Annotated in this window: 27 protein-coding genes; 11 read left to right on the top strand and 16 right to left on the bottom strand. The window is 38.8% G+C overall.

Annotation, left to right across the window (positions count from 1 at the left end; translation table 11 throughout):
* Positions 1-489: 489 nt before the first annotated feature.
* Positions 490-717 carry a hypothetical protein gene (locus CCK98_RS05435; RefSeq protein WP_088085639.1) on the bottom strand — a complete coding sequence of 76 codons (228 nt, stop codon included), beginning with the start codon at positions 715-717 and terminating at the stop codon, positions 490-492.
* A 263-nt stretch (positions 718-980) separates the two neighbouring features.
* Here CCK98_RS05435 and CCK98_RS05430 point away from each other — a divergent pair, with 263 nt between their 5' ends.
* Positions 981-1,505: a DinB family protein gene (locus CCK98_RS05430; RefSeq protein WP_088085638.1), complete on the top strand. Its 525-nt coding sequence runs from the start codon at positions 981-983 to the stop codon at positions 1,503-1,505.
* Positions 1,506-1,741: 236 nt separating this feature from the next.
* A complete protein-coding gene (locus CCK98_RS05425; RefSeq protein ID WP_088085637.1) occupies positions 1,742-2,167 on the top strand; it encodes a VOC family protein in 426 nt (141 codons plus the stop codon).
* Between the two features lie 83 nt (positions 2,168-2,250).
* Here the strand turns inward: CCK98_RS05425 and CCK98_RS05420 are convergent, their stop codons facing one another.
* The 4 genes from CCK98_RS05420 to CCK98_RS05405 form a co-directional block, all read right to left on the bottom strand.
* Positions 2,251-2,646, bottom strand: a complete 396-nt coding sequence (locus CCK98_RS05420; protein ID WP_088085636.1) for a VOC family protein — start codon at positions 2,644-2,646, stop codon at positions 2,251-2,253.
* 119 nt (positions 2,647-2,765) lie between these two features.
* The gene (locus tag CCK98_RS05415) at positions 2,766-3,371 is read right to left on the bottom strand and encodes an exonuclease domain-containing protein (RefSeq protein ID WP_088085635.1); all 606 of its coding nucleotides are present in this window, start codon (positions 3,369-3,371) and stop codon (positions 2,766-2,768) included.
* A gap of 273 nt (positions 3,372-3,644) precedes the next feature.
* A complete protein-coding gene (locus CCK98_RS05410) occupies positions 3,645-4,217 on the bottom strand; it encodes a TetR/AcrR family transcriptional regulator (protein ID WP_088085634.1) in 573 nt (190 codons plus the stop codon).
* Between the two features lie 12 nt (positions 4,218-4,229).
* Entirely contained in the window at positions 4,230-4,937 is a 708-nt protein-coding gene (locus CCK98_RS05405) for an MBL fold metallo-hydrolase (protein ID WP_088085633.1), read from the bottom strand.
* 192 nt (positions 4,938-5,129) lie between these two features.
* Here CCK98_RS05405 and CCK98_RS05400 point away from each other — a divergent pair, with 192 nt between their 5' ends.
* Genes CCK98_RS05400 through CCK98_RS05390 form a run of 3 tightly spaced genes read left to right on the top strand, consistent with a single transcriptional unit; the run spans position 5,130 to position 6,339 of the window.
* Positions 5,130-5,453 (top strand): helix-turn-helix transcriptional regulator, encoded by a 324-nt coding sequence (locus tag CCK98_RS05400; protein ID WP_218780148.1) that lies wholly within the window; start codon positions 5,130-5,132, stop codon positions 5,451-5,453.
* Positions 5,437-5,892: an SRPBCC domain-containing protein gene (locus CCK98_RS05395; RefSeq protein WP_088085632.1), complete on the top strand. Its 456-nt coding sequence runs from the start codon at positions 5,437-5,439 to the stop codon at positions 5,890-5,892. Before CCK98_RS05400 ends, CCK98_RS05395 begins: the two co-directional genes overlap by 17 nt.
* Positions 5,893-5,949: 57 nt before the next feature.
* Positions 5,950-6,339, top strand: coding sequence for an SRPBCC domain-containing protein (locus tag CCK98_RS05390; RefSeq protein WP_088085631.1), 390 nt, complete (start codon positions 5,950-5,952; stop codon positions 6,337-6,339).
* A 112-nt stretch (positions 6,340-6,451) separates the two neighbouring features.
* Here the strand turns inward: CCK98_RS05390 and CCK98_RS36975 are convergent, their stop codons facing one another.
* The 3 genes from CCK98_RS36975 to CCK98_RS05370 form a co-directional block, all read right to left on the bottom strand.
* Positions 6,452-6,694 carry a 2Fe-2S iron-sulfur cluster-binding protein gene (locus CCK98_RS36975; RefSeq protein WP_373408523.1) on the bottom strand — a complete coding sequence of 81 codons (243 nt, stop codon included), beginning with the start codon at positions 6,692-6,694 and terminating at the stop codon, positions 6,452-6,454.
* 580 nt (positions 6,695-7,274) lie between these two features.
* Positions 7,275-7,691 carry a hypothetical protein gene (locus CCK98_RS05375; RefSeq protein ID WP_088085628.1) on the bottom strand — a complete coding sequence of 139 codons (417 nt, stop codon included), beginning with the start codon at positions 7,689-7,691 and terminating at the stop codon, positions 7,275-7,277.
* Complete coding sequence (locus CCK98_RS05370) at positions 7,691-8,104, bottom strand: heme-dependent oxidative N-demethylase subunit alpha family protein (protein WP_373408484.1); 414 nt, start codon at positions 8,102-8,104, stop codon at positions 7,691-7,693. The genes CCK98_RS05375 and CCK98_RS05370 overlap by 1 nt, the downstream gene beginning before the upstream one ends.
* A gap of 30 nt (positions 8,105-8,134) precedes the next feature.
* Here CCK98_RS05370 and CCK98_RS34720 point away from each other — a divergent pair, with 30 nt between their 5' ends.
* Positions 8,135-8,341: a DUF3445 domain-containing protein gene (locus tag CCK98_RS34720; RefSeq protein WP_256942263.1), complete on the top strand. Its 207-nt coding sequence runs from the start codon at positions 8,135-8,137 to the stop codon at positions 8,339-8,341.
* On the opposite strand, the gene CCK98_RS35140 is transcribed toward CCK98_RS34720, so the two are convergent.
* On the bottom strand, positions 8,282-8,422 hold the full coding sequence (locus CCK98_RS35140; RefSeq protein WP_179195674.1) for a hypothetical protein: 141 nt from the start codon (positions 8,420-8,422) through the stop codon (positions 8,282-8,284). The genes CCK98_RS34720 and CCK98_RS35140 overlap by 60 nt on opposite strands.
* Positions 8,423-8,814: 392 nt before the next feature.
* On the opposite strand from CCK98_RS35140, the gene CCK98_RS05360 reads away from it, so the two are divergent.
* Both CCK98_RS05360 and CCK98_RS05355 read left to right on the top strand, forming a co-directional pair.
* Positions 8,815-9,324, top strand: a complete 510-nt coding sequence (locus CCK98_RS05360; RefSeq protein ID WP_088085626.1) for a DoxX family protein — start codon at positions 8,815-8,817, stop codon at positions 9,322-9,324.
* A gap of 218 nt (positions 9,325-9,542) precedes the next feature.
* A complete protein-coding gene (locus CCK98_RS05355) occupies positions 9,543-10,052 on the top strand; it encodes a DoxX family membrane protein (protein WP_088085625.1) in 510 nt (169 codons plus the stop codon).
* Between the two features lie 61 nt (positions 10,053-10,113).
* Here the strand turns inward: CCK98_RS05355 and CCK98_RS05350 are convergent, their stop codons facing one another.
* From CCK98_RS05350 to CCK98_RS05335, 4 genes are all read right to left on the bottom strand, one after another.
* A complete protein-coding gene (locus CCK98_RS05350; protein ID WP_088085624.1) occupies positions 10,114-10,335 on the bottom strand; it encodes a hypothetical protein in 222 nt (73 codons plus the stop codon).
* A gap of 176 nt (positions 10,336-10,511) precedes the next feature.
* On the bottom strand, positions 10,512-11,708 hold the full coding sequence (locus CCK98_RS05345) for a class I SAM-dependent rRNA methyltransferase (RefSeq protein ID WP_088085623.1): 1,197 nt from the start codon (positions 11,706-11,708) through the stop codon (positions 10,512-10,514).
* A gap of 417 nt (positions 11,709-12,125) precedes the next feature.
* Positions 12,126-13,757 (bottom strand): M4 family metallopeptidase, encoded by a 1,632-nt coding sequence (locus CCK98_RS05340; RefSeq protein ID WP_088085622.1) that lies wholly within the window; start codon positions 13,755-13,757, stop codon positions 12,126-12,128.
* Between the two features lie 370 nt (positions 13,758-14,127).
* A complete protein-coding gene (locus CCK98_RS05335; protein ID WP_088085621.1) occupies positions 14,128-15,132 on the bottom strand; it encodes a DUF3231 family protein in 1,005 nt (334 codons plus the stop codon).
* A gap of 460 nt (positions 15,133-15,592) precedes the next feature.
* Between CCK98_RS05335 and CCK98_RS05330 the strand changes: the two genes are divergently transcribed.
* Entirely contained in the window at positions 15,593-17,113 is a 1,521-nt protein-coding gene (locus CCK98_RS05330; protein WP_142292134.1) for an ATP-binding protein, read from the top strand.
* A gap of 107 nt (positions 17,114-17,220) precedes the next feature.
* Here CCK98_RS05330 and CCK98_RS05325 read toward each other — a convergent pair whose 3' ends face one another.
* Positions 17,221-18,465 (bottom strand): MFS transporter, encoded by a 1,245-nt coding sequence (locus CCK98_RS05325; protein WP_088085619.1) that lies wholly within the window; start codon positions 18,463-18,465, stop codon positions 17,221-17,223.
* 279 nt (positions 18,466-18,744) lie between these two features.
* The gene (locus tag CCK98_RS05320) at positions 18,745-19,428 is read right to left on the bottom strand and encodes a hypothetical protein (protein WP_373408483.1); all 684 of its coding nucleotides are present in this window, start codon (positions 19,426-19,428) and stop codon (positions 18,745-18,747) included.
* Between the two features lie 149 nt (positions 19,429-19,577).
* On the opposite strand from CCK98_RS05320, the gene CCK98_RS05315 reads away from it, so the two are divergent.
* On the top strand, positions 19,578-20,927 hold the full coding sequence (locus tag CCK98_RS05315) for an NAD(P)/FAD-dependent oxidoreductase (protein WP_088085617.1): 1,350 nt from the start codon (positions 19,578-19,580) through the stop codon (positions 20,925-20,927).
* Between the two features lie 75 nt (positions 20,928-21,002).
* Here CCK98_RS05315 and CCK98_RS05310 read toward each other — a convergent pair whose 3' ends face one another.
* Positions 21,003-21,485, bottom strand: coding sequence for a DUF2269 domain-containing protein (locus CCK98_RS05310; RefSeq protein ID WP_256942262.1), 483 nt, complete (start codon positions 21,483-21,485; stop codon positions 21,003-21,005).
* Positions 21,486-21,614: 129 nt separating this feature from the next.
* On the opposite strand from CCK98_RS05310, the gene CCK98_RS05305 reads away from it, so the two are divergent.
* On the top strand, positions 21,615-21,842 hold the full coding sequence (locus CCK98_RS05305) for a hypothetical protein (protein ID WP_088085616.1): 228 nt from the start codon (positions 21,615-21,617) through the stop codon (positions 21,840-21,842).
* Positions 21,843-21,853: the final 11 nt, after the last annotated feature.

Below are 21,853 nucleotides of genomic sequence, written 5' to 3'. Positions count from 1 at the left end.
AATAAATTATAAAGGTCCTAATATCGTAGTGTAATTTTACAAAAATATGATTTCTATTATGCTTCTCCTTGAGTTATAACAGAAACTCTTGTAATTATTAAAGGGATTTAATAATTCATAATAAAAACACCACAAGTTATCCGATAACTTGTGGTGACTCTATTTACGAAAATATTTTTTGAAGAAGGGATTTAGGTTTTTTCCTCAACTTATCCACTGAGTTCTGAATCCCATACATGATCACTGATTTACTCTTGACTTCGCCCCAGGGAAAAAGCGCTGGATTGTTCGTTTCCCTATGAACGGCATCGACAACTAAGGTATTATCATCATTACGAGCAAAATCATTTTATTCTTTCGCATCTATATGCCATTCCTTTTTTCTTTTTAGAATGCACAAATTGGAAGAATTTATTTAATATTTATACAAAAAAAGGTATTTCTTCCACCCAATTTTAATTTAAAAAATGGATAATTAAAAATGAGTGACTATTTTTTTGTATAATAAGCAAGTCCAAACAATAGCAGAGGCAGCAGACCAGCGAATCTAAACCATCCCTCCGCACCGCCAACATAGAGCGAGATGGTTGGTATCGCAAGGGCAATCCCACTCCACAAAAAGGCTTTCCATGATTTTTTCCAAAGACCCCTAACAAAAAGCAGCACGGATGCTCCGATCAATAGCCAATAGACGATTCCTACCAAGAAAAAATCCATTAAATCTCCCCCTGTAAAAATATTCTTTATCCATTTATAATATGTCTTATTCACTAAATGGTCCTTTTACTATAGGAAATGTGCTTTACTCGGCTTATTATTTAAAATGCCGGTCATGTAGTTATGAATATTATGATAGGATTATTTTATGCTAGTCCACCTTATGGGTTTTCTTTAAAAAAAACGAATAATATCTTTGCTGTCCCTCATACCATTAGGATGAGGAGAGACTGATGTCATGCGATTAGAAGGGAGAAAATGAAATGCTGCAACGTCCTTTAGCAAGTGAGTACCCAGAATACTATAAACCTTATGTGAATCTAGTTCCTGAGGGTAATCTATTAACACTTTTGAAAGAGAATTTGGTAAAAACGATTGAGCTTTTTGAGTCGCTTTCGGAAGAAGATGTCCACTTTCGCTATGCCGAAAATAAATGGAGCATCAAAGAAGTACTTGGCCATATGGCAGACACTGAAAGAATTATGAGCTACCGGCTTCTCCGTGTTGGACGGGGAGACCAGACTGCTTTGGCAGGTTTTAACGAGAATGATTATGTCCAAGGTTCGCAAATTAATAAATTACCAATAAAAAATATTCTCGAAGACTTTATTGCCATTAGAAAAGCTACCCTTTCCTTAATTCAAAACATGCCGGAAGTGGCTTGGGCAAACATTGGCTTTGCCAATAACACAGAAGTCACAGCCCGTGCCATCGGCTACATCATTGCTGGCCACGCACTCCACCATTATAAAATCATCAGTGAAAGATACCTTTCTTTATTGAAATAAACCATGTCATCGAAGTGAAAATGGTGTCAGGCACCACGATTAAAAACCCGTGAGTTTAGTTTTAGCTCATGGGTTTTTATTGTTTTTGGTAAAAATTCACTTGCGAACATTAGTTCCCTGTTTTATAATCAAAATATCGGTAATAATATGAAGTCAGCATCTCTTAGGAGATTGGCTAGCTTATTTCCTATCGAGGATAGCAAAAAAAATACTTTTAAACCGAGGAGAGATTTATTATGACATTACGTTTGATTCCCTATTTAGTGATGGATGGAAATGCGAAGGAAGCGATTCAATTTTACGAAAAGGCTCTGGATGCACAGGTTCTCTTTTCTCAATCTTTCGGTGAAATGCCAGAAAACCCAGAATTTCCATTACCTGCCGATGCCAAAGATCGTATTGGTCATGCGACAATAAAAGTAGGCGAAACGGAAGTTATGTTTTCAGATACGTGGCCAGGGCAACCCCATCAAAGCGGAAATCAAGTGACCATCTGTATTTCAACGAACGATGCTGATCAAGCGCATAGATTTTTTGAAGCCTTACAACAAGGTGGTCAAGTAGCCATGCCGCTTCAGGAAACGTTTTTCAGCCCAGCTTATGGTAGTCTAACAGATAAGTTCGGTGTGAACTTTCAAATCTTCACTGAGGGTCGACAATAGATATTTACATACGAAATGCACGCAAAGAAGCCCGGTCCATATGCGACCGGGCTTCTTTGCGTGCAACTGTACTTCCATTAAAATTATAGAGGAAGATTAAGCTGCCATGATACGCCGAATTTATCAACGACCCAACCAAACTTTTTGCTAAAACCATAATTATCTAACGGCATTAATAGGTCGCCACCACTAGACAAATTTTCATATAGTCGATTTATTTCCTCTTCAGTATCACAGGTGATATAAATAGAGAATGATGGTGTAAATGTAAATTCATGTTTTATATTACTATCAATGCACATGAATTCCTGACCTTTGAGTGTAAAGGCTGCATGCATAACACTTCCCTCTTCCCCCGGTCCGTTTGCCCCATAACGAGTAATTCTGATTATTTCTGAATCCTCAATCAAAGATATGTAGTAATTCATTGCTTCTTCTGCGTTTCCTTGAAACATTAAGAATGGTGTAACTTTTGCCATAGTAATACTCCTTCTTTTTTATAAATTATTGTTTAGGATTAATTTTTATTTCAATTGGCAACTCGTAACATTATTGACAAATTAGCAAAAAAACTAATCAAAAAGTTTGATTAGTTCTTTTAACCCATTTTAGTACGCGAAACAGCAGGCTGATATTTTCTCATGGGGGCCTTTTCTAGCACCTCTTGCAGATAGAGGTTTCCATTCGGACTTGTCTTCTTGAGCAACTCTAACAAGTATGTAATATCATCTAGTGCTCTATGTGTTTGGTAATTTGTAATGTTGTGTGCTTGTAATAGGGTTAATAGTTTCCCATTTGGAAAGCCGTAATTTTTCCAAGGGATGTTTCTCATTGTGCAATACCACTTCAGGTCGTTGACTTCCGGATACATGTGATAAAGAAAGCTTCGGTCAAAAGAAGCATTGTGGGCAAAAACCGAATCGGCACGATGAAAATAGGTTTTTATTTTTACATCATAAAAGCTTTTCCCTTGAACTAACTCATAAGGGATTCCGTGAACTCGATAGGCTGTGTCATAATTATTTCTTGCTGAACGGGAAAGCGGCTCACGCAAAAAGGAGTCTTCATCGATAATATCGATAACCTCACCTGTATCTGCTCGATAGGAAAATAACTTTAATGCGAGCTCGATTACTTCATCCTTGGTTGGACCTAAACCGGTTGTCTCCACATCTAATACTAAACCCAATTTTTCTGACCTCATCTAAATGATCATCCCTTAATACTAAACTTTATCCCATTATACCAAAGCTTGCCATAGGACTCTATCTCCAAAATGTACCTTAATGAGAATATTACAGGGGAGGAACCTTAGAGAGTGACCGTGACCAATATCTTTCGATGAGTACGGGCACTGTCGTCCACTCAGAGTGACCGTGACCGATACTTTTCGATGAGTACGGGCACTGTGGTCCACTCTTAATTACTGCCCTCGGCTTTTTTCCTCCAACATGGGCACTACAGACCCTGCCATCTATTAGTCCTCCAGCCCAATTCCCGCAAGAAATGCCTTAATAATTATCATAAGACTTTCATTCAAATCCAACGACATCTTGAACCCGCCTTTTTGCTCTAGAGCAGAAAATCCATGTAAAATGCTACGTAAACCCCGGACAGCATGCAAAGCACGCTCCCCTTCTAAATGATATGCCTGCAAAACGTGGACGGAAAGGTCAACGATTTTCGCCCCTGCTTGTTGCACATCCACGTCTTCCGGGTCCGGGGCAAGTAAGGTCGCCTCATAAATCCCTGGGTGCTTTCGGGAAAAACCCACATAGGCCTGGCTAACCGCCAGCACAGCTTCGGTGCCTGACACCCCACTTGCTGCATCTGCCATCACTTCATAAAGCTTATCGATTCCGTAAATCGCCAATTTCTTTCTTAATCCAGTGAGTCCATCAAAATGATTATATAAAGAAGGAGAACGTATCCCCAGCTTCTTTGCTAAGTTGGCCAAGGTAACTTCCTGCACACCATGTTGGTCGGCAATCTCTCCTGCTGCTTCGATAATAAAAGATATTTCGAGAGCGATTTTTGGTCTTGGTGACATAATAATTACTCCCTATCCTATTTTTCGTTCCAGATTTTTGATTGCATGCTCCATTGAGTTTACAGGATTTATCACGATCTCTCCGTGGCCGACTGCAAGCAATTCAGGCCGATAACTCACTAATTTCCGGGCACTTGACAAGGCGGTTTCCTTACTCCACGTACCAAAAGCCGGGAATGGAAACCAAGCTCTAATATCCCCTGCAACAGCCATACCACCTCGTGTTTGAAAGGAATCACCTGCAATCAACGCCTTTGTCCGCAAATCTAAAAATGACATGGAGCCTGGTGTATGCCCTGGCGTTTCGATCGCTGTTAACGAACCAATCATGTCCCCTTCCTTCAATAATAGATTGGCCCGGGTTTTTAATTTTTTCGGTACACCGCCTTTAATCGGGGTTTGTGCCTCTTGAGGATCAAGCGATCGATCGCCATTCATAAGTCTGTGGTCTCGTATCGAAATATATACAGGTACATCTGGCAGCATTTCTTTTATTGCATCCAACGCCCCGACATGGTCTTCATGCGCATGCGTCAACACAATTTTGGTAATCGGCTTTCCAATCGAATCAGCCGCCTTCATAATGCCCTTGGCACAAAAGCCAAGCGCTGCATCAATTAACGTTAACCCGTCCTCTTCCTCCACCAAATAGCAGTTGACCGGAAAAACATTCGCCATGAATGTAACTTGATACAAGTACCCATTTTTGATCATCCTCATAGTCACACATCCCCTTTAACTATTATCATTAGTTTTATATTAACTAATACCATTAGTTTTATCAAGTTCCTTTTTGGAAAAAATTACAATCCTTTTATGAATTCATATATTCATCTTTTTTGCCAAAAGATACTAATATGACTAGCACCTAATTAAGTTGACACTTAATTAAGTGTACGCTAAAATAACGATATGATTGAAAAAGTCCTTCATGCATTAGCAGAACCTAGACGTCGAGATATACTCTATCTCGTTCGTGATGGAGAAATGACCTCCAGCGCGATTGCCTCACATTTTGACATTTCAGCTCCAGCGGTTTCTCAGCATCTCAAAGCTCTCGAACAATCCGGCCTAGTTATGGTTCGGAGAGACGGAACGAAACGGTACTACGGTATTAGAAGGGACGGTTTTTCTGAATTAAAGCAGTATATTGACCGTTTTTGGGATGATAGTTTACTTCGTTTGAAAGAAGCTGCCGAAGAGGAAGAAAGGAGAAAAAATGAATCAGACCAATAATGAAATCATCACAAAAGAAATATTTATTGAAGCCCGCCCGGAAACATTATTTTCGTTTTTTACTGATGCGGACAAAATGGTTCGCTGGATGGGGAGACATATCCTGCTCGAACCAAAAATCGGTGGTAAATATCGAATTGATGTGAATGGCAGCGATATTGCCATGGGCGAATATATAGAAATTGTTCCTTATGAAAAAATCGTCATGTCTTGGGGTTGGGAAAAATCAAAGCTCGTGCCTCCTGGTTCAAGTAAGATCGAATTCAAACTGACTCCGAAAGAAAATGGCACAAATTTAGTTTTAACTCATTTTGACTTGCCAGTTGAAGAAATCCCATCTCACCAACAAGGATGGTCACATTACATGCCGCGCATTAAAGATTTTGCAGAAGGCAACGATCCTGGTATTGACCCTTGGTCCGAAATGGCCATGCATTAATTTTTTATAAAAAATAAATAACCTTTTCTACGGAATAATATTTTGGAGGAATAAAAAATGACTAAAACAATTCATCAAGAAGTAATTTTCAATGCCAGCCCTGGACTTATATATGAAGCACTCACAGATTCGAAACAATTCAGCGAAATGACGGGAGGTGCACCTACAGAAATCAGTCCCGAAGCTGGTGGTACTTTTTCGTGTTTTGGCGGTATGATTCTTGGAAGAAACATTGAACTTGTTCCAGGTGTGCGAATTGTACAAGCTTGGCGAGTAGCGAACTGGGCAGAGGGAGTTTATTCTATTGCTAAGTTTGAGCTAAAAGAACAAGACTCAAAAACCCTTTTGGTTTTCGACCACATTGGTTTTCCTGAGGCTGAAGGAGAACATCTTGCGGCAGGATGGGGAGCGAATTACTGGAACCCATTAGAAAAACATTTAGGATAAGTTTCATATACTCATATTTACAATTTACGTTAAAATGCTTGGAGCGTCTCCAAGCATTTTTTTATATCATTATTTAAAAACATTCCTTACTTTATTGCCAAGATTTTTATAATTAAATCTCGATTACGATTTTCTCTGATTTAGCCCGTGATACACAGGTTAAAATGGCGTTTAGGGCATTTTTCTGTTCCTCACTTAGGAAAGAATCATAATGTTCAATCTCGCCTTCTAACACATTAAGTTCACATGTGCCGCATCGCCCTACTCGGCAGGAATAGGGTACCTTAACACCTGCTTCAAGCAATGCCCCAACAACGTTTTTTGTTTCGGTACATTCATGGTTAAACCTTCTGATGATTGCACTTGCACTTGAAAAGATGCAGCCGCTTGGACTTTGGGTGGTGTAAACCTTTCATAATGAACGCTAGTACGTGGATAACCTATCTGATACGCAGCATTCGTAAAGCTAGTAATAAAAGATTCTGTTCCACAAAAATAAACATGAGTGCCAATTGGTTGATTTAGCAGTGAAGAATAGTCTAACTTTTTATTTTCTTTCTTGTGAAAAATAAAAATGGCTTTGTTTGGGGTATTTATTTTTCAAAAAATCATAGAAAGCGCATGAAGCTTTTGTTTTAGCAGCATAATGTAACTCGAAAAATCCTTCTCGACCTGCTAACTCTACCATCATTGATAGGAATGGAGTAATGCCGATTCCCGCTGCATAAAACACGTGATGCCTCGCTTTAAAGCTTAGTGTAAAGTGATTCTTCGGGTAACTAACTTATAATCGATCTCCACTTTTACCTGATGATGCCAGTAATGAGAGCCGCCTCTCGATGTCTTACTTAATAGAATAGTAATTTGGTAGCACTCTGTATCTTCCGGTTGATTGATTAAAGAATAGTGTCTTTCGATGGTGGTGTTTCTATCTTTTATATATGTAGTAATATGCGAACCACCACTAAACCCAGGCAGTTCACTTCAACTTGTTCCGTGTTTTCAGTATCGATTGTAGTGATTCCATGAAAACGGCCGCAAAACACATTTTTCTCCTTCTCACCATAGCCAATGTATTGCGCTTCTTCCTCGGAAAAACCAATCTCTTCAGCTAATTGTTTGATCGCCTTCAATTGATTCCAATGGGCAGCAATATAAAGGTAACTCCCCATCCTCTGTTCACTTAACCATGCAACCAAATCTGTAAATTGAACTTTGCCGATAAAAACCATTTCAAAAGAGAGATTTTTATCTACCACTTGGTCGATAATCGATTGTAAAATCGCCCCCCCCTTCTCGTCAGTACAAAATAAATATTTTCGCTTTCCAGGTACAAAAGTTGCACTATCCATTAGCTAACACCCCTGTTTGTTAACTGTTCTTTTAAGTAATCGATGACAGCATCCTTGAAAAGAGATAGCCCTTTATAATCGACAATATGGGGTGGCAACTCACGAATGATCTGATAGAATTGCTCAGCCCATTCAGATTTTAAGGTTAATTTTTCTAATGAAAGCAAGTGGGTATGGATCGTAAACAGAATTCCTCCTGACCGAGGCAATCGGAATAACTTTTGCACTTCCACTCGTAAATGAACAAACTCACCAGCATTTTCCTTTGTTACCTCTTTCCTGCCTTTCCCCCAGACATCAAAGGTTTCAAGCGATGTATCCAAGCAATTCCCAGCCATTAAGGACCAATTTTTTCTCCACCAAGGGTAACCTGCCTCCAACTGCAACAGAAATTGGAGAATTCGCCCGTCCAACCCTCCCTCCTTAAATCCAGGGATAGGCTTATGAATTTCTCTAAAACTCACCAACCATTAGATTTTATCGGGCGGCATGTACAAGAGGACATCATCTTCATGATGCAGCGGGACGGAGATTTATACTTGGATGCTGGGCAGTTATGTTTTCCAGCTAATTGGTCATTGGCTTTTGATCTAGGGCTTTATTTCCTCTTTATAATGAGGGGTAATTTCCACACTGTTAGAAAGATCTAATGGTGTCGAGTTATTTGAGTAACGATACACTACTTCTTTAAATGGGTATGGAAAGGATTCTAGTTCGGACGCCAGATGCATAATATCCTCCTTTACTGAAAATTCGTTATATTCGTTGTAATAAAAAGGAAGGTAGAATGTGAATACCTATTTTAAGTGGGATCACTTAAATGATACTTGGTCTGAAGGACAAAACTCAGTTGGAAAACTGGAGATCTGTCCTTCATAATGCCGATGATGGACAAAACTCAGTTGGAAAACTGGAGATCTGTCCTTCATAAAGCCAATAATGGACAAAACTCTCAAGGTATTATGGATAAAAGATCATTTCGTTTGAAATTTGTTCACAACTTTTTTACGAATATGTGAAATAGTGAACAATTTACCCTTATTTCAAAATAAGTTTGGTATAGTAACAATGTAGTTAACGAACAAACAAACAAATAAAAATAAATTAACAAGGAGTGTTTCACATGGTAGTAAATTGGTTAAGAGAAAACAAAGTTGCCGCTGGAATTTTAACAGTTCTTCGCTTATATATGGGGTATTCTTGGATAACAGCTGGGTTCCACAAATTATCAGGCGGTTTTGATGCTTCTGGCTTTCTAAAAGGGGCAACCGCTAATCCAGTGAAAGGTCCTGACGACGCGATGGTTTATGGCTGGTATGTTGATTTCTTAAAGCATTTCGCCTTACCAAACGTTGATATTTTTAACACCATCGTCCCACTAGGTGAATTCTTAATCGGACTTGGACTTATCCTTGGATGTTTAACAACTGCTGCTATGTTCTTTGGACTTGTAATGAACTTTTCATTTTTCTTAGCAGGAACCGTATCACATATTCCAACAGATCTTTTCCTAGGAGCGATCATCCTATTCTCTGGCTACAATGCTGGCCGCATCGGTCTTGACCGTTGGGTTATCCCATTCATTCGTAACACAGCATTTAAAGGGAATAAAACAGTGAAACATAACGTTTAATACAAGTAAGCATGGGGAATGTCTTTCATAAACTCCCTTATATACAACACTCTCCAATTGTCTGGTGAAGAATCTTGTGTGTTTGAAATTTGTTCATAACTTTTTTACAAATATGTGAAATAGTGAACAATTTACCCTAATTTCAAAATAAGTCTAGTATAGTAAAAATGTAGTTAACGAACAAACAAATAAAAATAAATTAATAAGGAGTGTTTCACATGGTAGTAAATTGGTTAAGAGAAAACAAAGTTGCCGCTGGAATTTTAACAGTTCTTCGCTTATATATGGGGTATTCTTGGATAACAGCTGGGTTCCACAAATTATCAGGCGGTTTTGACGCTTCTGGCTATCTAAAAGGGGCAATCGCTAATCCAGTGAAAGGTCCAGACGGTGCGATGGTTTATGGCTGGTATGTTGATTTCTTAAAGCATTTCGCCTTACCAAACGTTGATATTTTTAACACGATCGTCCCACTAGGAGAATTCTTGATCGGACTTGGTCTTATTCTTGGATGCTTAACAACTGCTGCTATGTTCTTTGGACTTGTAATGAACTTTTCATTTTTCTTAGCAGGAACCGTATCACATATTCCAACAGATCTTTTCCTAGGAGCGATTATCCTATTCTCTGGCTACAATGCGGGCCGCATCGGTCTTGACCGTTGGGTTATCCCATTCATTCGTAACACAGTATTTAAAGGGAATAAAGCTGTAAAACATAATGTTTAATCCAAACAAAAAGCGACGCAGTCTTGGTCATCCTACCAGATTGCGCCGCTTTTTTTTAATACTAAAAGCTATTATCTTCTTTTAAACTTTCTTTGTTCATATACCAATTGGTTACCTGTGTAAGGATGGTAAACATGAAAAAGAAATTCATAGCCCAGACATTAATGAACGGAGCCAACCCGCCAAATTCAATCGTTTCAAGACCTTTTAGCTTCATCACAATCATCGACTCGATAAAAATAAGCACAAAACCAACAACACCAGCAATAGCCGCTCTAATCATATCGTTTCCCCCAGAAATGATTTTTTTTATTTATGTAAGTTAAGGAAGTAGCATTTTTGACAATTTCGTGAACATCTTCCCTCTATTATATTGCAAAAATGGGATTTACAACACCCTGGAAAATAAAAAAAGGCCCTCCCCCACATTTCATTTCATGTGGGTGTCAGGCACCATTCTTATCTTATTTTTTTAATAAATACTACCTTCAAGTAGTCCCCTTCTGGAAATTCTTTGACGGTTTTGAAATCGACGGGAAGTGAAAATTCTTCCAATTGTTTGTAGCGGCTGCCAGATTCTTTAAAGGCAGCATCGATAAAGCTCTTGAATTTATCCATCCCAAAAGCGCTGCTGTTTGTGGATGCAACAATGGTTCCGTTGTCCGCAGTTATGGCAATCGCTTCGATTAGAAGATTCTTGTAGTCCTTTTCCGCACTAAAGACAAATTTCTTTGACCGGGCAAAGCTCGGCGGATCAAGTATGACCATATCAAACTTCAACTGTTTCTTGACTGCATATTTAAAGTACTTGAATACATCCTCAACAATAATTGCTTGTGTTTCATGGTCCACACCATTTACACTAAACTGCTCAATCGTTTTACTCTTACTCCGATTGGCCAGGTCTACACTTGTTGTTTTCGTTGCTCCCCCTAGAGCTGCAAACACGGAAAAAGCCCCCGTATAAGAGAAAGTATTTAAAACTGTCTTACCGTTTGCATACACATCTCGGATTGTGCGCCTTACATCCCGCTGGTCTAAAAACACCCCGACCATGGCGCTTTCATTTAAATATATCGCAAAGTTGACGCCATTTTCTTTGACAATAAGCGGGAACTGACCTCTTTCACCTGCGACAAAGTCATCTTCCTCGATGTATTGCCCTTTTTCATCAAAACGTTTTTTCTGATAAATCCCCTGGAATTCAACCAGTCCCTTTAAAGCTTGAATGATATAGTCTCGAAAATGATAGATACCCTTGCTGTACCAGGTTAACAAATAATAGCCAGCAAAGTAATCAATCGTCAAACCACCGATTCCATCACCTTCACCATTAAACACTCGAAACGCGGTAGTTTCTGAACTTTGATAAAATGATTCTCTTTCCTTTATAGCTTCTTTTAGCATTTTCTCAAAAAAACGTTGATCAAAAGAATCATTTTCTTTTCTGCTCAACACCCAGCCAAGGCCCTTATTTTGCTTACCATAATAGCCTTTGGCAATAAATATATTTCTTTCGTCGACCAATTTAACAATGGCCCCCTCTTCTACGAGGTCGTTCACATTTATGATGGCTTCCTTAGAAATAAGTGGATAGCCGCTTTTAAATTTATTTTCAAACTTTGGTTTCACCTTTAAACTGACTTCTTTAATCATCTTTTCATCCCATCATTTATAATAATCCTACTCGTATTGTAGACAAATTCTCACCTTACAAATCAGCAGGAAAGCAATAACGTTATCATAACATTAATTCTGCTTGTTCTAAAACAAAACCCGCCACTAATCTAGTAGCAGCTGTGATCATTATTTCTATTAATCCTTAAATGGGCATAGCCCTTTATCAAATACACTGGTCAATTGAAATCTTCACAACTTCCACACAACTTCACTATAAGTTCTACATATCTTTTTCTTATGATAAAGACAAGTTAATATGGAAATGGTTCAAAGAACTCATTTCTTAAAACTTCCCATAATTTTGATTGGTGCTGACACCAATCTATTTTTTTTGCCCATAAAAATGTAAGCCATCACATTATGTGACGGCTTACATTGGAAATAGTTAATGGTCTAGTTTACTCCTACTTGTGTCCAAGCAGATTTAACGGCATTGTACTGTGTGCTGCTTGAGCCATACAAATCAGATGCAGCTGCAAGAAGAGCCGCGCGTGCGTCACTAAAATCACTTTGTGGAGCTAAATAAACTGTGAGTGCTCGATAGTAGATTTTTTCAGCGACAGCTGTACCCAGACTTGAAATCGTTAAATAGGCTGCTTTGTTCGGAATACCACTGTTCGTGTGAACTCCTCCATTATCCGAAGTAGTATTCACGTAACCGCTCATATTCTCCGGTTGTCCATAAAGGCCAGGGTTTGAAAGACTGCGAAGAGCATCGCCAGCTTTATTTGGCGTGTACACATCCTCACCCATTAAGTAATCCCCTTTATCAAGGAATACTCCGAACGTATCAGAAATGGACTCATTTAATGCACCTGACTGATACTGATACTCTAACCCAGCTGTTCTTTCTGTTACTGCATGTGTTAATTCATGGGCAACGACATCAAGGGCACCTGACAATGAACGGAAGGTTGTTCCATCCCCATCTCCATACACCATTTGCGCCCCATTCCAGAACGCGTTGTTGTAATTTCTGCCATAGTGGACGGTTGAGCGAAGAGTCGCTCCCTTATTATCAAAACTGTTTCTATTAAACGTATTTTTATAATAATCATAGACGACACCCGCATAGTAGTGGGCATCTACATCGGCTCGTTGTGACGTTGCATTAAAATTATTATCGGGGTCAACAGAATAATTTCCGGGTAACCGGGATCTATTTACCGCTGTTAATGTTTCAATAACTCCTGTCATCGGTTTGGTAGTATCATATAAATAGTAAGTACCGCTCGAATAATAGGTGTTAAGCGTTTTCGTATCCCCTAGAACACCGACCCCTGTTCCATCAGCTACCGCATTATAAGAATTTAAGATATTACCATTTACGGCATCCACATAGACCACCCAGTTTGCAGGATATGGCTGAATAAATTGCAGATTTGTTTTGTAAGCCAGATTAAATTCATTACCATTTTTATAAACAACTAGTTCCGCCTTTTCAACGGTATCTTCTATTTTTTTGCCAGTAGGACCTGCTTCAGCATTCGTGATGGTTTCCTCTTTGGTTACTTTTATAGATTTCCAAGACTTATCAAGGGCAGTGTCCTTGGATAGTTGTGCTTTCAGGGCCCCTTTGAAATAAGATGATGCTTCTGGGAACACATCACCATTGACTGCCGTTACGATTCCATTTTTATCGGTATGGACCTTAAACTTCGCCCCATCCACCGGAATCCCCTGAATCGATTGAATAAAATTATAGTGCGTGCTGCCTAGCCCGTCCGTCTCAACATCGAGTAATGTTAAATCTTTAGCTGTATCTAACTGATAAAGTGCTTTATTTTCTTTTAAAAATTGCTTAATCCCATCTATGTCTTTATAAACTTTGTTCGATAGTTTCCCATGGACAAAAGATGGTACAGTTTGTCCTTTCTTCCAGTTAACCTTTGCATCCTTACCGAACTGCGCCGCGTCTTTCGTAATGGTAACATTGTACGGAATAGTTTTTGCTGCAGCAGTAATCGGTAGCACAGACCCCATCGTTAATCCCAAAGCTAGTACAAGTGAAGTTCTCTTTTTCATCTTCAACCGCCTCCTAATGATCATTCTGTAAGAATTTTCAAAATAATCATAACACGATGAATCTTTTAGGATAATTGGGAAAAAGTGTGGGCCATGGTGTCAGGCACCAGCGAAAATATCATCTATTCTATTAAAAATCCCAACGCTAAGTTCATTTTTGCGTTGGGAAAATTTATTTGATTTAATTTTTTGGAGGAATAAACGGTGAAATCCTGATGGTCCAAAAGTTTCAAATTTTTTATTTTAGTAACTTCGGTAGTATCAAGCTGTATCTTTATATGCGGTTTAAGTAAAATAAGAAAAAAACCGACATTTAAAAAATGACGGTTTTCGAAAAAATAGTTGAATATAGTAACTTAAACTTTGTCTCCTAGCCCTGAATGATTTCATCCCGATCATCTGCTTGAGGAGGTTCCTCCATCCACCCATGCTTGATCATAATCTTCGCTCCTGCTTCCGCATACAGAGAGATTTCCGGAATCAATGAAGCATACTTTAGCGCAATATCCCTTCTCGGACTTGCAGCGATGGCCATCCCGTAATTTCCAATCCCTGCTGCAATCATTGATGAAACATTAAACATAATTAATTTATCTGAAAACACAGGTATGATTGAGTCGGTAACAGCTGAATCCCAACTCATAGGAGCGGGAAGATCCTCTTTTATTAAAATCTCACTAAATAGCTCTGCATGTTGTTGCGCAATTTGCATTCCTCTTACCAAAAATCCTTTCACTTCTTGATCCTGTGCAATCTGTGCATACCCTGTTATTAGTGCCTTTCCAATCATATTTGTTTGGATATTTAAAAACAAATGCGTGACTTCCACTGAAGTAATCGCCCTTTTATGACCGAAAAAGCCAGCTAAAAAATGATCCCGTTTCACAAAATCAACCTTGTCAGGTATTGAAATGTAGGGAGGTCTGATATATGTACCTTGTTCCAACATGAGATCCCTTGTCAGATCCTGCAACTTAACCGCACAATTTAATATACGTTTATGAAAATCAACGATATCTGCCCGTGTCACCAATCCTAATGCTGCACTACTTGCAGCCATTGCAAGAATAGACATATTTCGAAAAAACATTAAAACAAAAGTGTCTGAAAATAGTTTTGGGGCTTTTGGATTTACATCTTGATCCGTAAAGCCAATCGGGACAGGGAAATTCTCCTTTTTAAACAGTTCCTGCATAATCGTTATGTTGCCTTTAGCTACATCCAGTGTAAATTCAATGATGGGACGTACTTCCTCGTCTTCCACCTTCTCTATAAAATAACTAGACACACAAACCGCAAGTGTGTCACTCAAATATTGGCTCCATAATGTTGACATTTCGGCAGCCGTTAATCGCATTTTTATTTTATCTTCCATAGAATCGCCTCTGTTCTTTTATATAAATTCGGATTATAAATACCATTTGGTATTAGAATCCACATAAAGAGAACATTTATGATAAATATACAGGATTTAACAGAATTTTTATCCCTTATTCCTTCATTTGCAGTTTCTTAAACTATTGGCTAGGTTAAAGCTCATTGTTGATTTGGCACATGTTGATTGGAGCGGAAGGCGCGAAGACTCCTGCGGGAGGACGGGGCAGGGGAGACCCCGCAGGCGCTTAGCGCCGAGGAGGCTCCCCGGACCGCTCGCGAACCGCACGCGCCTGGAGCGGAAATCAACAGCCAAGTATAACAGATCCAAACTATCAACGATTCAACACTTACATGAATATAATTTACTCATTTAATCACAAAATAATGGGTAGGGTATACTTCAGCGCATAAAAAAATAGTAGAATAATGATAAACAAATTTTGAGGAGTAGATTCCACTTGGTTGTCATTCGAAGTTTTACATCGATCCTGAAGAATAAATTTCTATTATATCTACTTCTCACATTGATCCCAACTGTAGCAATCAGTACGGTCTTAGCACAGCACCAAGTTAAATTTTTGGAAGATCAAAATCAATACAAAGCACAAGAATATGCCAACCTTCACACACAGAACATTGAAAATTTACTTGGAGAAACGGTTGGCAGATTAGAAATGCTCGCTACTTCTATTAAATATCAGAAAAATAACCTAAATGATGTGGAAAATTTACTTCGGGAAACAATGGGTAAAGATCTTCGCCTTTCAGGTTTTTTTTGGACAAATGCAAATGGAGACTTATTAATTAGCACGAATACAAATTCAAAAAATATCAATGTAAGCGATCAACCTTATTTTCAGCAAGCAATCAAAACAGAGAAAACAAGTTTTTCAGAAGTACATATAGGCAGGGTTACAGGAAGGCAAATCATTTCCATTGCTACTCCCATTATCAACCATGGCCAATTACAGGGAGTTCTCGTTGCCAGTTTGCGTATAGACGAAATAAAAGCAGCCATTAAAAACCATGTTAAAGATGAGATGGTCATCGTCACAGATGGTTCTGATCATATTTTACTTACAGCAGGATCCGTTCCTGAAGAGAGTTCTATAAAATCCAGTATGAAGATAGCGAAAATACCTTTAACAATATCAGTCTTAGTTAGGTCTGAAAATGACCTCGCTTTTTGGAAACCCTTTTTAAAATACCTAATCATCTTTCTTACAATTTCAAATATCATATTTTTATCGGCCCAATATTTTCTTTTAAAAAGGAAGATAAAAAAAGAAAATGAACAAACTGAACTTCATAAATTAGAATTAATCGGAAAACTCGCGGCTAGTACGGCCCATGAAATACGGAATCCATTAACCGGAATAAAAGGGTTAGTAAAACTTTTAAGTGAGGAATATCAAGATAAGAAAACTCAATCCTATTTCGAAGTGATTCAAATGGAGATCGATCGAATCAATGTGATTGTTAGTGAATTGCTTGTTCTCGGAAAACCGACTGCCCACACACTTAAAACTTATAATGCTAATTCCATAGTAGCTGAGATTGAGCCGATTATTCATTCGGAAGCCAATTATATGAATGTGGTATTAACCGTTGATTATCATTCAGAAGAACTGCTTGTTTCTTGTGTCAAGGATCAGTTAAAGCAAGTCATTCTTAATTTAACAAAAAACTCCCTACAAGCAATGCCTTATGGAGGAAAATTTTCTATTACGCTTCATAAACAATTAGATAATTGTTTGATTACAGTGACTGATAATGGAGTTGGGATGCAGAAAGATCAAATTAGCCAAGCATTTAACCCATTCTTCACATTAAAGAAAGATGGATCTGGACTAGGTTTAACAGTATGCAAACGAATTATCGACTCCTATGGCGGGAAAATTTCTATAAAGAGTAATCCAAATGAGGGAACTCAAGTAGTAATTACACTTCCATTAGTAATCGACGAAAATAGTGACTAAAAAATCGTAGGCTTCCACTACGTTTTTTTTTGTGGAAGAAAGAGCAGATGGCACTGGCGATTTTTTTGCGTAAAAAAGCTGCTCTAAAAACAGAGCAGCTGTAAAACTTATACTTCCTCACTCTTTTTCAACATACTAACCGAACGCTTGAAGAGTGGAATGAGGATAATTACACCCACTATAAAGAGTAGGGCTGACGCTTCGTACATCGCGACAAGCGAAGTTGTTTTCTTCAACCATCCGCTCGCACTCATGGTAATGACCATAGTTCCCATAAACATCGGGTTTAAAATGCCATTGACTCGACCAATAAAAGCTTCATCTGTATTTTTCAAAATCATCGTATTAATTCCAATGTGAATACAGGGCATAAACAAGCCGCTAATAAATTGCGCAGTCAATGTCAGCCATAACTGCTCTGATAGCCCCATTACAAAAAATCCAAGAGCACTGGCGCTCATTCCAATTGCAAGCAAGATTTGCGGAGGAGTCTTTTTCGCTAACCCCATCGTGAGACCTCCACCTAAAATCATCCCTGCTCCAAACGCTGCCATCAACCATTGCAGCATCTCTTTAGGTAAACCAAGTTGTTCCGTAATGAGGAAAACGGAAAGTGGCTGCGTTAGCCCCAGTCCTAAACCTGCTGCTGCAAAACAGCCACCCAGCAAAGTCAGTGCCCGGCTGTTCCAAACATAACGGAAACCTTCCTTCATTTCTTCCATAAGTGTGGTTTTTACAGCATTTTCTTCGCTTTCCCGGTCAGGTGGAAGCATAAATAGAATCGCTGCCGATAGCATAAAGGCAATCCCCATAATGGCAATCGCTGCACTAATGCCGTAATGCTGGTAAACAAACGTACCGATAATCGGCCCTAAAATCATAAACAAAGCAAACACTGTTTGGTACATCGACATACCCATTTGAATAAGTTCTTCCTGTACATGAAGCTTGAACAGTTTCATTCCAGAAGGCTGTGAAAACTGTGAAAGAATCGATGATACAAGTGTGGCGAAAAAAATAACTTTCCAGCCCCCAAATACTAGTGTTAACAATACAATAAAGATAGACAGCGCGCTAAGGAAGTCACACCATATCATTGTCCGTTTCGGACGCCATCTGTCTGCAAAGGTGCCTCCAATAAAGGAAAATAGAAAAATAGGCGCGAATTCTGCAACAGAAATAAGCGATACCGCAACCGGATCTTCATTTGTCTGCTCAATAACAAATAACAATATTGAGTAGTTACGTACCCAAATACCGATTTGTAAAAATAATGTCGAGAGCAAGATGGTACGTATCACTCGATTTCTAAATAAGTCCCCCATGGTAATGTTTGATTTTGCTTCTTCCATAAAAAAACCTCCTTATCCATTTATCTGGACAGGAGGTACTTTACAACAAAAGGGCACAGTACACCAAGTACCTTCAACTCCCTTTTGTCTATAAAAGCCCGCACTAACCCTATCCAGAAATATGTTCGTATGATGATCCGAATTTTTTTCTTTTAATAGGTTTAGTGAATCATTGGCTTTAAGGTCACCCTTTCGAATATCGTAGTTTCCATACTACTTTATTCTACTCTAAGAATCAAGAGCGAAGTTTGTCATAAAATGTATATCAATGAAATTAACCTAAAGCTTAAAAATCTTTACTAATGCTTTCATGGACTCGGGACCGCATAACTGCTCAAAATGGTTTTTCAGCTCATGTTTTGCTTCGTCCGTTTCTATTTTTCTTTGATCCACGTGGTTATTTTTTGACCAAAAGGCAAGGGTTTCGAAGGATGTACTGCTCCAGCCGTTTTTCTCTCCCGAAACATTCGTTTTCTCCTTTGTCCCTGAAACAATAATATCCATAGACCCCTGTAATTCCAACAATGCGTTATCAAACACCTTTTTCTTTTCTTTGTCTTTCATGCCTGCTTTGGCCCTTAATACTCTTGTGTCTATGCCTTCTTCCTCACTAATCAAAGTAAATAATTCTAAGGCTTCTCTAGAAACAAGACCGTCATTATAACGTTTAGCCACTGAATACTGTGACCCCAATATCGCACTTACTAATGGAAGGAACTCGCGGGAAATTAAAACTGATTTCTTCTTAACAAACTTTCCGTAGGCTGCCACACCATCAACAGGGAACTGCGCCCTCCATAACCATGGGTCAAATTCTGAACCCGAATACCAATGTTCTTTGGATGTAATGCTATCAAGTGAAGGATAGTGAGGAATGAGCGGCGACAATGGAAGTAAACCAACTTCCTTAACGACCTGGACTGCTTCCTCATATGTACTAATTTTATAATCTATCAAACACACCAATCTCCCTCTAATCCGATTTTCTCTTTACTTCCCTATTAGTTTAGGTAAATCCTCCACATTCTAAACTCATAGGGGCCATAAAAAAATGATATAATACTAACCATTAATTATATCGTGCAAATAGTATTATCGGAGGTTTGCTAGGAATGTCAACAACAAATAGTTTTTTAGGAAAAAGAGCACTTGTTATCGGCGGAAGTATTGCTGGTTTATTGGCTGCGCGCATCCTGTCCGACTTTTTTGAAGAAGTGTTAATTATAGAAAAGGACCAAAAGCGCGAAAAACATTTGACTAGAACCGGAGTGCCACAAGGGACACACGGCCACGCTCTTTTGAAAAGTGGTGAGGAGATTCTCACTGAACTTTTTCCAGGGATTGTCGATGAACTAATCGCAGATGGCTCAGTAAAATCAGATTTCACCAGTGAGCTTGCTTGGAATCATCATGGGAGCTGGAAGGTGAAATATCATGCCGGGATATCAATTATCCAGCAAAGCAGACCCTTCCTTGAATGGCATATCCAGCGCAGGCTCGAGATGATTCCAAATATAAGCTTTTTATATGGTGCCAAAGCGAAAAGGATGGTGATAAATAGTGATTCTACCAGTATCATAGGAGTAGAAATTCAAAAGGATGGAGAAGCAGCCGTTCCACTTAACGCTAATTTGGTTGTGGATGCTACAGGGGCTGGGTCAAATTCAACTAATTGGCTCAGACAATTAGGTTTCGATGCCCCCCAAAAAACCGAAGTAAAAGTAAACCTTTTCTATGCCAGTCGCATCTACAGCTCGCTTTCCTCCAAAAATAAAGACTGGGGTAATTTATTGGTTTACCCTAATCCGCCTAGACAGAATCGTGGAGGGAGTATTTCCCCAATTGAAAATCAGCGCTGGATGGTGACATTACTTGGCTATGGCGTGGAATCACCCCCTAGCACGTTAGAGGAATTTATAAACTATGCCAAAAGCCTTGAACAACCTGATGTATATGAAGCAATTAAAAATGGAACACCTGAGACGGATGTCAGTGTTTATCGGTTTCCAGCCTTACGCCGCTTTCATTATGAGAACTTACAACGCTTCCCAAATGGACTAATTGTTAGTGGGGATGCCTTTTGCCGTATTGATCCTGTTTTTGGTCAGGGGATGAGCATCGCTGCACTTGAGGCGATTGCTCTGAAAAAGGAACTTCAAAAAGCGTTAAAAAAAAATAAGCTTTCACAAATTTCGAAAAATACTCATCGAAGCTTCAGTAAAATCATAGATGTCCCATGGTTAATTGCTTTAACTGAAGACTTTCGCTTCACCCATACCGACGGTGCAAAACCGTTTGGCCTGCCATTACTGAAGTGGTATGTAAAACGAGTGATTTTAGCCTGTGAAAGCAATCAAAAGATATACGGAAAGCTTATCAATGTACTTCAACTGAAAGCCCATCCGATTAGCTTATTCTCATCTTCCACGTTAAAAGCAGTACTATTCCAAGCTAAGAGGTAAACTTAAACGACATAAATAAAAAGGTGTCAGGCACCGTTCGTGGACATTTGTCTACGAGTGGTGCCTGACACCTTTTTAGAATGGCTTGAAAATCATCAGGGCGATGATGATGAGAAAGATCACATTTTCTAGGTTTTCAAATCGAAATAGAATTTTTGATAAACTCCAATATTCTTCGGGAATTTCTTCTCCTTTGTGCGATGCTAAAAGGGCTTTAACTGGTTTTGACCTAGGTGATAAAACGAGTGGTCCAATTGCTAGTGCAGCCAAAAAGAGAAAGAGACTGGTGACATACCATCCCATCCGAAACAGGCTCGGATTGATGAATCCCATGCTCAACCCTGTGATTAATAAAAGCGTGCCGCCAACCATTACAAATATATGTAACTTATGTCTAATCCTATATGAATGTCTTAATTCGGTCATGTTTTTCCCAGATTTGACCACTGTCGTTAATATGAAACCTGGACCCATCCCCAAGATGGCTGAAAAAATATGTATACATACAAGGATTTTATAGAAAGTAATCAATTGCTGCCAACCTCCATTCGCTCCCATCCCCATTTTATCATATTCTTATTTAATATATTAAAGTGAAATATAGTAGTTTTTGTGGCTACCATTGAATAAACATATTTTTAAAGTTAACCCTATTTACATACAATAAAGATACAAAGGAGCATAACCGTGAAACCATATGAAATATTTAATATGATTATTGATGAGGAAGCTTATGACCAAGAAGAAGTGACAGCTGATTTTACATACGAAGATCAAGATTATAGTATTACCTTTAAAAAAGGAGACCTTGAACTAGTAAATGCTTGGGTTTTTAAGAATGGGACATCCTTGCCTGCGAATTTATCCGAGAATATTATCGAACGAATAAGAGAGGATGTTAAAAACAGAATTTAGTTTTTATGATT

It is taken from the genome of Bacillus sp. OV166, from assembly GCF_900177675.1.
In the GTDB taxonomy this organism is placed as follows: domain Bacteria; phylum Bacillota; class Bacilli; order Bacillales; family Cytobacillaceae; genus Neobacillus.
This window is presented reverse-complemented; position numbering and strand designations above follow the sequence as displayed.

Excerpts from the sequence above, each read along its gene's own strand:
- CCK98_RS05400 (WP_218780148.1), top strand. The coding sequence starts at position 5,130 with ATGATTGAAAAAGTCCTTCATGCATTAGCAGAACCTAGACGTCGAGAT.
- CCK98_RS05420 (WP_088085636.1), bottom strand. The coding sequence starts at position 2,646 with ATGGCAAAAGTTACACCATTCTTAATGTTTCAAGGAAACGCAGAAGAA.
- CCK98_RS05345 (WP_088085623.1), bottom strand. The coding sequence starts at position 11,708 with ATGATTAAAGAAGTCAGTTTAAAGGTGAAACCAAAGTTTGAAAATAAA.
- CCK98_RS35140 (WP_179195674.1), bottom strand. The coding sequence starts at position 8,422 with ATGCATCTGGCGTCCGAACTAGAATCCTTTCCATACCCATTTAAAGAA.
- CCK98_RS05410 (WP_088085634.1), bottom strand. The coding sequence starts at position 4,217 with ATGTCACCAAGACCAAAAATCGCTCTCGAAATATCTTTTATTATCGAA.
- CCK98_RS05425 (WP_088085637.1), top strand. The coding sequence starts at position 1,742 with ATGACATTACGTTTGATTCCCTATTTAGTGATGGATGGAAATGCGAAG.
- CCK98_RS05375 (WP_088085628.1), bottom strand. The coding sequence starts at position 7,691 with ATGGATAGTGCAACTTTTGTACCTGGAAAGCGAAAATATTTATTTTGT.
- CCK98_RS05340 (WP_088085622.1), bottom strand. The coding sequence starts at position 13,757 with ATGAAAAAGAGAACTTCACTTGTACTAGCTTTGGGATTAACGATGGGG.
- CCK98_RS05335 (WP_088085621.1), bottom strand. The coding sequence starts at position 15,132 with ATGGAAGATAAAATAAAAATGCGATTAACGGCTGCCGAAATGTCAACA.
- CCK98_RS05350 (WP_088085624.1), bottom strand. The coding sequence starts at position 10,335 with ATGATTAGAGCGGCTATTGCTGGTGTTGTTGGTTTTGTGCTTATTTTT.
- CCK98_RS05360 (WP_088085626.1), top strand. The coding sequence starts at position 8,815 with ATGGTAGTAAATTGGTTAAGAGAAAACAAAGTTGCCGCTGGAATTTTA.
- CCK98_RS05325 (WP_088085619.1), bottom strand. The coding sequence starts at position 18,465 with ATGGAAGAAGCAAAATCAAACATTACCATGGGGGACTTATTTAGAAAT.
- CCK98_RS05310 (WP_256942262.1), bottom strand. The coding sequence starts at position 21,485 with ATGGGAGCGAATGGAGGTTGGCAGCAATTGATTACTTTCTATAAAATC.
- CCK98_RS05415 (WP_088085635.1), bottom strand. The coding sequence starts at position 3,371 with ATGAGGTCAGAAAAATTGGGTTTAGTATTAGATGTGGAGACAACCGGT.
- CCK98_RS05430 (WP_088085638.1), top strand. The coding sequence starts at position 981 with ATGCTGCAACGTCCTTTAGCAAGTGAGTACCCAGAATACTATAAACCT.
- CCK98_RS05355 (WP_088085625.1), top strand. The coding sequence starts at position 9,543 with ATGGTAGTAAATTGGTTAAGAGAAAACAAAGTTGCCGCTGGAATTTTA.
- CCK98_RS05405 (WP_088085633.1), bottom strand. The coding sequence starts at position 4,937 with ATGAGGATGATCAAAAATGGGTACTTGTATCAAGTTACATTCATGGCG.
- CCK98_RS34720 (WP_256942263.1), top strand. The coding sequence starts at position 8,135 with ATGAATTTCTCTAAAACTCACCAACCATTAGATTTTATCGGGCGGCAT.
- CCK98_RS05435 (WP_088085639.1), bottom strand. The coding sequence starts at position 717 with ATGGATTTTTTCTTGGTAGGAATCGTCTATTGGCTATTGATCGGAGCA.
- CCK98_RS05395 (WP_088085632.1), top strand. The coding sequence starts at position 5,437 with ATGAATCAGACCAATAATGAAATCATCACAAAAGAAATATTTATTGAA.
- CCK98_RS05315 (WP_088085617.1), top strand. The coding sequence starts at position 19,578 with ATGTCAACAACAAATAGTTTTTTAGGAAAAAGAGCACTTGTTATCGGC.
- CCK98_RS05390 (WP_088085631.1), top strand. The coding sequence starts at position 5,950 with ATGACTAAAACAATTCATCAAGAAGTAATTTTCAATGCCAGCCCTGGA.